Source organism: Thiocapsa sp. (assembly GCF_011390875.1).
GTDB lineage: Bacteria > Pseudomonadota > Gammaproteobacteria > Chromatiales > Chromatiaceae > Thiocapsa.
Genome location: NZ_JAABRP010000206.1, coordinates 1 through 8250, shown reverse-complemented (window position 1 = coordinate 8250; position 8250 = coordinate 1). Strand labels below are relative to the sequence as shown.

The window sequence follows — 8250 nt, the reverse complement described above, 5'->3', positions numbered from 1 at the left end:
TACGGGAAGATGGCCGGCGCTATGGGCCAACTCTGCAAGGCCCGGCGCAGCAGGTATGGGCGACGTGGCTGGAGTCTCTGGCTTCTCAGGGTACCGTCGAGGCAGCGGCATGAGCCGCTGAGAATTCGTACCGGGGTTCTACCGGTGGTCGGGGCTGTTGGCTTAGGCCCTCGTGTTGTAATGACCAATATCGGTCGCCGTTGTTGGGGGCGCGGTTAAGGATCATTTCGATCACCACAATGATACCGGGGAGAAGGAAGATGAGTTTTAAACGCTATCGTTGTGGCACGTGCGCGCATATCTACGACGAAGCTATGGGTAACCCGATTCACGGGGTGGCCTCGGGGACTCGATTTGATGACCTGCCGGCCGAATGGTTTTGTTCGGTTTGTGGTGATCCTCGCGAGAGTTTTGAATTTGCCGGTTTGTCCGAGCATGCGCAAGCCGCTGCCGAACGCAACAACGACCAGGAAGGCGATCCCATTGTGATTGTCGGCGCCGGGATCGGCGGTTGGTACATCGCCGAGCAACTGCGCCAGAATGGTGCCGAAGGCCCGATCACCATCGTCACGAAAGATGATGGTGACTACTACTACAAGCCGCACCTGTCCGTGTCCGTTACCAGCAAGTCGCGTGCTGATCTGATCATTGCCAAAGGGCCGGATCGCGCGCAGTTGCTGGACGTGGACTTGCGTGCACGTACGCAGGTTCTTGGTCTGGATCGTAAGAAAAAACGTTTGTTAACCGACAAAGGCATGATCGAGTACGCCAAGTTGGTGCTTGCGACGGGCGCGGTGCCGTTCCGTCTCTACGATCGTCGTATCCAGCAGCATATCCATCAGCTGAATGACCTGGATCAGTATGAGTCACTGACGGAATTGCTCAACAGTGGTAGCAAGCGGGTCCTGATTCTGGGTGCCGGCTTGATCGGATGTGAATTGGGCGATCACCTTGCTCGTGCCGGGCATGAGGTCGCGATCAACGATAGAGCTTCGTATCTGCCGTCGTCCGTGGTGTCCGAGGGTGTTTCCACCGACGTTCACGAGCGATACGTGCAGAACGGGATCGCGTTTTTGCTCGGCACCACGATGAACAATGTCGCCAAAGGAGACGGTGGGTTGCAGATCCAGTTCGAGGATGGGCGCACCATGGAGCGCGACGTCGTGATCTCGGCGATCGGCCTGAAGCCCAACGTTGAGCTTGCGGCACGAGCAGGCCTTGATGTTGGCAAGGGCATCAATGTCGATGACACCATGCGTACCAGCGACCCGGATATCTATGCTCTCGGTGATTGTGCTGAACACAAGGGGCAGGTGTTTTCATTCGTCGAGTGTATCAATCGCCAGGCTGCCGTGATCGTGGATCAGCTTTGTGGTGAAGGCAAGCAGAGCTTCGAGTCACGTAAGTGTATAGGAAGCCTAACCGCCTTTTTGCCTGTTGGCAGTTCCTGTTTGCGCCCTTACCGCGACGGTGCGGGCGACAATGTGAAATCGTCTAATCCTCCCGGACACCTCGCTAAGGTGGTAATACTACCGACCGAGTTGAAAGATGACGACGGGGAGAAAACGAATGCTTTGAGATTGGGCGCTTCCGGGTCCGTAAACTGAAAAAAGAGCTGGGCTTGATGGTGAAGCAGAAGACACGGTTTGTGCTGACGACGGACAACAAGCACGCGCGCCGGTGGCAGAGAACGCGTTGAACCTCACTGTGCGGCGACGGACAAGAACCGGGTATGGACGACCGACATCACCTACATCCGGACGTTGCAGGGCGGGTTGTATCTGGGGATATAGGAAGCATAGCCGCCTTTTTGCCTGTTGGCAGTTCCTGTTGCGCCCTTCGGAGCCTCCGGTCAGTCGTCGATGCGACCCGAAAAGTGACTTGGCGCGACAGCTTCGGCCCTGAACCCGTCCAACCCCCGCTCCGCTGACGCGCTTTTTTCCTGCGCACCTGCCACCCTGTGGATCCTCCCTCGTATCAGGCTGATCATACCGGCCCCGCTTGGCCGCTGTCACTCGCGCGCGGTAGTGGCTCTACGGCGCAAAGACCCCGTGAAAACGAGTCAGGTTGACTCTCGGCTTCGGCACCAGGGCCGCCAGCAGCGCGATGAAGTCCAGCGGCTCGAAGATGACGTGGGTGGTGGCGTCGCGGTACCCCCGTGCGCGGCGACACCGGGTTTGTTTGGACCAGCGCATGGCCGGCATCCACCCCGTTGAGTCGGAGGAGCGGATTGCTGAAAGCTGACCGCTCTATTCAGGCTGATCGGTTCTCCAGGCACGCGAGTGGCTCGGACTGGGGAAAGGCGGTGCCCGCGATCGTGCCACGGCAATGCCACCGAGACATTGGCCACGTAGGCGCGACATTTTGTTCCTTTGGCCAACTCGTTTCGCGGCCATTTTGTCTCGGCGTTCGAGGCGGCACCGCCGCGATGCGCTTCTGCCGCACGACGAAAGAAACGACTCTGGCGGCTTGCCTCCAATGCGTCACCGGCCGCCTGCGAGCGATCCGTTGCGCTGATGAGTACATGGCATCGATCGTGCTTCGTGATGAAGGCGGGCCAGTGATCAATGCCTAATGCAGAGTGCATCGATAGAACGGTCGCAGTGTCATGCGAGCCGAATTGCCGAAGGGATCGCAATGATGCGTCGCAGCAACGCCGAGCTCTCGGCTTGGCGGTAACGAAAACCGCCGTCGCTTCCCGCTGGATTTGGGGGCGCAAACCGAACCTAGGAGCGGCGTTGTTCGTGCCGCAATGGACGCTTATGCCGTCAATGATCAGCGTCTTTGTCGGAGCCAGTACGTCGCACCGGGACGCATCCGATAACTGACGTGATATCCGACGCGGTTTTTCGCATCGGCGGACTCGTGGCCGAGGACTCGTTGCAGCGTCAGGAAGACGGCCTAAGGGTGCGCTTCGATGTCACCGACAACGCCGCCGTCGTGCCGGTCAGCTACACCGGTATCCTGTCAGACCTGTTCGGTGAAGGTCAGGGCGTCGTTACCAAAGGCCGAATCGGCGAAGACGGCATGTTCTACGCCGACGAGATGCTAGCCAAGCATGACGAGTCATACATGCCCCCAGAGGTCGCCGACACGCTGCGGAACGCCCATGTCGAGGGGGTTGCCGAGTTGGCCGCTCAACAGCTGAAATCCGGAGGCGTTGCCCAATGATCCCGGAACTCGGACATGCCGCACTGATCCTCGCGCTCGTCATCGCCGTCGTACAGGCTTCCTTCCCGTTGGTCGGCTCGCTCGCCGGCAACGGGGCCGGTACCGGTATCGGGAATCGCCCCTGGATGGCCATGGCACGTCCACTGGCGTACGGGCAATTCACGTTTTTGATCATCGCCTTCGCCTGCCTGGTACAGGCGTTTCTGGCCAGCGACTTCTCGGTGCTGTATGTCGCCCAGCACTCGAACACTCTTCTCCCTAAGCCCTATAAGGTTTCAGCGGTTTGGGGCGGCCATGAAGGGTCGCTGTTACTTTGGGTGTTGGTCATGGCAGCCTGGGGTGCGGCGGTCGCCGCCTTCAGCAAGAATCTGCCTCTGGAAGTGGTGGCGCGGGTGATCTCGGTGCTGGGAATGATCGCGATCGGCTTCCTGCTGTTCATGCTGTTCACCTCCAATCCGTTCGAGCGCCATTTCCCGATGCCGCCGGAGGGTCGTGACCTGAACCCACTGCTCCAGGACTTCGGTCTCGCCATCCACCCGCCCATGCTCTACATGGGCTATGTCGGTTTCTCGGTGGCCTTCGCCTTCGCCATCGCAGCGCTGATCGGCGGGCGGCTCGACGCCGCCTGGGCACGCTGGTCACGCCCCTGGACGACGGTGGCCTGGGTGTTTCTGACCATCGGAATCGCACTCGGCTCCTGGTGGGCGTACTACGAGCTCGGCTGGGGCGGCTGGTGGTTCTGGGACCCGGTCGAGAATGCATCGCTGATGCCCTGGCTCGTCGGCACCGCGTTGATTCACTCGCTGGCGGTCACCGAAAAGCGCGGTGCCTTCAAGAGTTGGACCCTGTTGTTGGCTATCTTCGCGTTCTCCTTGAGCCTGCTCGGCACCTTCCTCGTGCGCTCTGGCGTACTGACCTCGGTCCATGCCTTTGCCACTGATCCGGAGCGCGGACTGTTCATCCTGATCTTTCTGTGCATCGTCATCGGCGGCTCCCTGGCACTCTATGCCTGGCGTGCGCCGAAAGTATCCGAAGGCGGGCGCTTCGATCTGGTTTCGCGCGAGAGCGCGTTGCTCGGCAACAATCTGCTGTTCGTCGCCTTCACGGTGCTGGTGTTATTCGGCACCCTGGCGCCGCTGATCTACGAGGCCTTCGGCTGGGGCAAGATCTCGGTCGGATTCCCCTGGTTCAATATGATGTTTTTGGCATTGGCGCCTTTCCTGGCCATCCTCCTCGGCATCGGCCCCGCGGCTCGCTGGAAGCACGACGATCCCGGCCGCCTCATCAAGACGCTCTGGATCGCCTTCGCGCTCAGCGTCGTCGTGCTCGCAATCTCGGCGCTGCCGGTGTTCAGCGGCGGCCATTTCTGGGTACCCATCGGTGTCGCGCTGGGAGCCTGGTTGCTGTTCTCGCATGCCACCATCGTCCGCGACCGGCTCAAGAACAAGCGCGGCTTCGACGGTTGGATTGCTGATCTGCGCGGCAACGGACGTAGCTTCTACGGCATGGTGACAGCCCACATGGGCGTCGCCGTGTTCATCGTCGGCGTGACCATGGTGTCCAATTTCCAGGTTGAGGAAGACGTACGTATGTCACCAGGGGACAGCCACGAATTGGCCGGCTACCGGTTCGAATTCCTTGGTGCCGAAAAGGCCCCCGGACCGAATTACATGGCCGACCGAGGCCACTTCAAGGTCTATGATGGCGACAAGCAGATCACCGAGCTCTACCCGGAGAAGCGGTCCTATCTAGGCGGCGGCATGCCAATGACCGAGGCCGCCATTGATGCCGGTTTGTTCCGCGACATCTATATCTCGCTCGGCGAGCATGTGGGAGACGGTGACTGGGCGCTGCGCCTGTACTACAAACCCTATGTCCGATGGATCTGGCTCGGCGCGATACTGATGGCGCTTGGCGGCATACTGGCCGTCAGCGATCCGCGTTATCGGACCGCACGTTCACGCTCCACGGCGCCCGTCGGCGGCATCGCGGCGAGGGCCTGAGTGATGGTAACAGCATCCAGGATGGCCCTTTCCGAGATCCCGGACTTTCAGATGTACGAAATCGGCATGCCAGCACTGATTAAGTCCTTCCTGTTGTCGATGCTGCTCCTAACCAGCTTGACCGCCGGTGCCTTCACGCTTGAGGAGTTCACCTTCGACAGTCCCGAACAGCAGGCGGAGTTTCGCGAGTTGATCAGCAAGCTGCGGTGCCTGGTCTGCCAGAACGAGTCCCTTGCCGGATCCAAAGCGGAGCTGGCCCAGGACCTGCGCAACGAAGTCTATAAGATGATGCGCGCCGGCCAGTCACAAGAGGAGATTCTCGACTTTTTGACAACACGCTACGGCGACTTTGTTCTCTACAGCCCACCCTTGAAACCTTCCACGTACATCCTCTGGTTCGGGCCATTCGTGCTGATCGGCATCGGTGCGGCGTTCATGGTACGCGCACTGCTGCGCAAGAAATCCGCGCCGGACGCCGAACTGAGCGACGACGACCGCCTGCGACTGAAGGACATGCTCGCCGATCGCGACGGCAAGGCGAACCAATCATGATGACCATCTTCTGGATTCTCGTGGCCGGACTCGCTGGCCTGGCCCTGCTGTTCGTGCTTGCGCCACTGCTGAGCGCTACGAGCGAGACGGATCACAACGACGTCGGCCTCGATGAGGTCAACCTGGGTCTGTTCAAACAGCAACTCGCTGAGCTCGATGCCGACCTGGCCGCGGGTAAGCTGGATCAGAGCCAATATGACTCAGCATGTCGGGATCTCGAGCGGGAAGCGCTGAACAACCTGGTCAGCAAGACCGGGGAACAGCCTCGCGCCATGTCGCTGCCAAGCGCGCGGCTAACAGCGCTGGCACTGGTCGTGGCCGTGCCCGCATCGGCGTTGGCCCTCTATCTGATGCTGGGGAGCCAGGAAATGATTCCGCGCTTCGAGGCCGGCGCGGGTGACCAGGTCGCGGCCCAGGGCCATAACGGCGCGGCGGACGGAATGCCGTCTTTGGATGTCCTGGTCGCACAGCTCGAGGAGCGGATGCAGCAGACACCCGACGATACCGAAGGCTGGATCATGCTCGGACGCACCTATTTTGCCATGCAAGACGCCGCGAAAGCCGAGACGGCATTGGCCAGGGCCTACGAATTGATGCCGAAGGACTCGCAGGTGCTAGTGGCATACGCCGATGCGCTGGCCGCCAACAACGACAACAGCTTGGAAGGCCGGCCGTCGGCGCTGATCGCCGAGGCGTTGGAAATGGACCCGGACGACCTTACAGCGCGCTGGCTTTCCGGAATGGCGGCATTTCAACGTGGTCAATTCACCGCAGCGGCGGTTTCCTGGAAAAGGGTCTTGGGCGAGATCGACCCTAAAAGCGAGGACGCCGCCGAATTGCGACGGCTCATCGACGACGCCGAGCAGCGTGCCGGGGTGCCGTCCGCGGCTCGGCTGGCGGAAGAGAATGGCGCCGGGGAGTTGGGACCTGCGGGCGACGCGCGGGCGTCCAACGGCGACGACGAGCGCCCGCCCGAATCCAAGCCCGCGAACCAGGCGGATGCGGGAGACCCCGCAATCGAGGTCGAAGTCTCACTCGCCCCCGCGCTATTGGATCGCTCGCCGCCCGATACCAAGGTCTTCATCTACGCCAAGGCCGCGGCAGGTCCACCGATGCCGTTGGCCGTGCAGCGCATCCGGGTCGCAGACCTTCCCAAGACCCTACGCCTCGATGACAGTATGGCCATGATGCCGACCATGAAGCTGTCCAGCTTCCCACAGGTCATCGTCGGCGCCCGGGTCTCAACCAGCGGCCAGGCCATGCCCCAGTCCGGCGATCTGGAGGGCGAGACCGGCCCCATTCCGAGCAGCGGCTCCACACAGGTGACGGTCTCAATCGACCGCGTACGGCCTTGATCCGTTCCGTCAGCAGTGCACGATTCGGCAAGTCGGTCAAGGCATCCGACTTTCCGAACCACTCGCAGTAAGCGTTGTTGGCATAGCGGCAGCGTAGACCCCTGTCCCAATAGCCGATCATATTGGGTATGTCTCTAATGATGGATCCGATGAATTGCTCACGTTCGGTACTGGCCTTCGACGCTGATTCGGCCCGCTCGAGCTCCTTGCGACTGCGATGCACGGCTTCGGCGAGATACGCGACGAGACTTAGCGGGCAGCGTCGGCCGTGAGCGGGAGGCTGCCGCGCTGCTCCAGCAACCAACGAAAGGCCTCCGCCTCCAATGGCTTGCTGTAGTAGAACCCCTGGCCGAAACGGCACCCCATCGCCAGCAGGGCCTCGCCCACCGCGGCCGACTCGATACCTTCAGCCACGACCTCCGCGTCCAGTGCCCGCGCGAGCATCATTACCGTCTCGACGATGTGGCGGCTGAAGGGGTCATCGAGCAAATGCAACACGAAGGCCTGGTCGATCTTGATCTCGTCGAAGGGATACCGCTGCAGGTACAACAACGATGAATAGCCGGTGCCGAAATCGTCCAGCGAGAGCCGTACACCCATGTCGTGCAGCTCGCGCATCTGGTTCAGCAGCGAGTCGGATTCCCGTTCGAACACGCTTTCGGTGATCTCCAGCGCCAGTTCCTGCGGTGCCACGCCGAACTCGCCGAGGATGTCCCGGACACGGGTCGCGAAATCGCCCATCTGGAACTGGACCAGCGACACGTTCACGGCCACGGCCACGCGTACCGGCTCGAGTCCGGCATCACGCCAGTCGCGCAGATGCCGACAGGCGCGGCGCAGCACCCAGTCGCCGATCGGCGTAATCAACTGGCTCTGCTCGGCGATGGGGATGAACACGCCGGGCGGGATCCGCCCGCGCTCGGGGTGGTTCCAGCGCAGCAATGCCTCGCAGGCGACGAGCATGCCGGTGGCGAGATCGACCTTGGGTTGGAAGTGCAGCTCGAACTGGTCCTCATCGAGCGCCCGGCGCAGTTCGCGCCTCAGCTCGATGCGCTGCTGGGTCTCCTCGTGGATGCGGATGTTGTAGGCGACCCAGGGCGCGGACGCTTCCGTGCGGTGCCGCAACAAGGCCCGCTCCGCCTCGCGCAGGAGATCCCGGGTTGGGCGCG

The 8250-nt window shown here is 61.5% G+C and carries 6 protein-coding genes and 1 pseudogene; 5 read left to right on the top strand and 2 right to left on the bottom strand.

What is annotated here, in order from left to right:
• Window positions 1-260 precede the first annotated feature (260 nt).
• Window positions 261-1607: an FAD-dependent oxidoreductase gene (locus tag GPT33_RS15130; protein ID WP_296810359.1), complete on the top strand. Its 1347-nt coding sequence runs from the start codon at window positions 261-263 to the stop codon at window positions 1605-1607.
• Between the two features lie 429 nt (window positions 1608-2036).
• Here GPT33_RS15130 and GPT33_RS15125 read toward each other — a convergent pair.
• Window positions 2037-2153: pseudogene (locus tag GPT33_RS15125) on the bottom strand (transposase); the annotation flags it as partial.
• A 676-nt stretch (window positions 2154-2829) separates the two neighbouring features.
• Between GPT33_RS15125 and GPT33_RS15120 the strand changes: the two are divergent.
• The 4 genes from GPT33_RS15120 to ccmI are packed head-to-tail and all read left to right on the top strand — an operon-like array spanning window position 2830 to window position 7081.
• Window positions 2830-3171, top strand: coding sequence for a cytochrome c maturation protein CcmE (locus GPT33_RS15120; RefSeq protein WP_363929405.1), 342 nt, complete (start codon window positions 2830-2832; stop codon window positions 3169-3171).
• A complete protein-coding gene (locus GPT33_RS15115) occupies window positions 3168-5174 on the top strand; it encodes a heme lyase CcmF/NrfE family subunit (protein ID WP_296810356.1) in 2007 nt (668 codons plus the stop codon). Before GPT33_RS15120 ends, GPT33_RS15115 begins: the two co-directional genes overlap by 4 nt.
• A gap of 51 nt (window positions 5175-5225) precedes the next feature.
• Window positions 5226-5726 carry a cytochrome c-type biogenesis protein gene (locus tag GPT33_RS15110; RefSeq protein WP_363929404.1) on the top strand — a complete coding sequence of 167 codons (501 nt, stop codon included), beginning with the start codon at window positions 5226-5228 and terminating at the stop codon, window positions 5724-5726.
• Window positions 5723-7081, top strand: a complete 1359-nt coding sequence (gene ccmI, locus GPT33_RS15105) for a c-type cytochrome biogenesis protein CcmI (RefSeq protein ID WP_296810353.1) — start codon at window positions 5723-5725, stop codon at window positions 7079-7081. The genes GPT33_RS15110 and ccmI overlap by 4 nt, the downstream gene beginning before the upstream one ends.
• A gap of 249 nt (window positions 7082-7330) precedes the next feature.
• Here ccmI and GPT33_RS15100 read toward each other — a convergent pair.
• Window positions 7331-8250: EAL domain-containing protein (locus GPT33_RS15100; RefSeq protein ID WP_296810349.1), on the bottom strand; the 920-nt coding region annotated here is incomplete at its 5' end.